This window comes from Ancylobacter sp. G4_0304, from assembly GCF_047501495.1.
Classification (GTDB): Bacteria; Pseudomonadota; Alphaproteobacteria; order Rhizobiales; family Xanthobacteraceae; genus Ancylobacter.
Window position 1 is genome coordinate 1 of the sequence record NZ_JAZDRM010000079.1, and the last position, 1,374, is coordinate 1,374.

Below are 1,374 nucleotides of genomic sequence, written 5' to 3' on the forward strand. Positions count from 1 at the left end.
GGATCGTGTCCCATCGGGTGGTGTAACTGAGCCGTTTTCCATCGGGTCGCGCCGATATGGTCGGCGTACTCAGGCCACCATGTTGGGCAGCCCGGGGACGGTGGCATCATCGCCGATGGCGGCGATGGTTTCCAGCGTCATGTAGCGGGAGCGCTGGACCGCCCATTCGTCGTTCTGTTCCAGCAGGATCGCACCGACGAGCCGGATGATGGCGTCTTCGTTGGGGAAGATGCCGACGACCTCGGTGCGCCGCTTGATCTCGCCGTTGAGCCGTTCGAGCGGATTGGTGCTGTGGAGCTTGGCCCGGTGCTGGGCCGGGAAGCTCATGTAGGCGAGCACATCCGCTTCGGCGTCATCCATGAGGGCGGCGAGCTTGGCCATCCTCGGCCTGACCTGGTCGGCGACGGTGCGCCACTGCCGCCGCGCCGCTTCGGCGTCGTTCTGGGCGAAGGCGGTGGCGATGAAGGCGGAGACCACCCGGCGGCCGTTCCTGCCGGCGTGCGCCAGGGCGTTGCGCATGAAATGGACGCGGCAGCGCTGCCATGTCGCTGTCAGAACCTTGGCGACCGAAGCCTTGATGCCTTCGTGCGCGTCGGAGATCACCAGCTTGACCCCGCGCAGGCCCCGCCGGGCGAGCTTGCGCAGGAAGGCGGTCCAGAATGTCTCGGCCTCCGACGGGCCGATGTCCATGCCGAGCACTTCGCGCCGACCGTCGCTGTTGACGCCGACCGCGACGATCACAGCCACCGAGACGATGCGCCCGTTCTGCCGAACCTTCAGGTAGGTGGCGTCGATCCAAAGGTAGGGCCAGTCGCCTTCGATCGGGCGGTCGAGGAAGGCCTTCACCCGTTCGTCGATCTCTTCGCACAGGCGGCTGACCTGGCTCTTGGAGATGCCGCTCATGCCAAGCGACTTGACCAGATCGTCGACCGAGCGGGTCGAGATGCCCTGGATGTAGGCCTCCTGGATGACGGCGGTGAGCGCCTTCTCGGCCATCCGGCGCGGTTCCAGGAAGCTCGGAAAGTAGCTGCCGGTGCGAAGCCGCGGGATGCGCAGTTCGACGGTGCCTGCTCGGGTCTCCCAATCGCGCTCACGGTATCCGTTGCGCTGCGCCAGACGATCCTTGCTCTTCTCACCCCATTCGGCCCCGGTGTGGGCGCCGATCTCCAGCTCCATCAGGCGCTCGGCGGCGAAGCCGATCATCTCGCGCAGGACATCGGCGTCGGGGCTCTTCTCCACGAGCGCCCGCAGGCTCATCATCATGTCGGTCATCGGTGGTTCCTCGGTCGGGTTGGTTCTCGCAACTCCGACCATACCGGCGTTCCGTCGATGGCCACCTTCTCCTCAGCTACACCACCCTACGGGACACGATCC

The 1,374-nt window shown here is 66.2% G+C and carries 1 protein-coding gene; it reads right to left on the reverse strand.

The features are described 5' to 3' along the window. Positions 1-69: 69 nt before the first annotated feature. The gene (locus tag VRZ77_RS21695; protein WP_414594642.1) at positions 70-1,272 is read right to left on the reverse strand and encodes an IS256 family transposase; all 1,203 of its coding nucleotides are present in this window, start codon (positions 1,270-1,272) and stop codon (positions 70-72) included. Positions 1,273-1,374 lie beyond the last annotated feature (102 nt).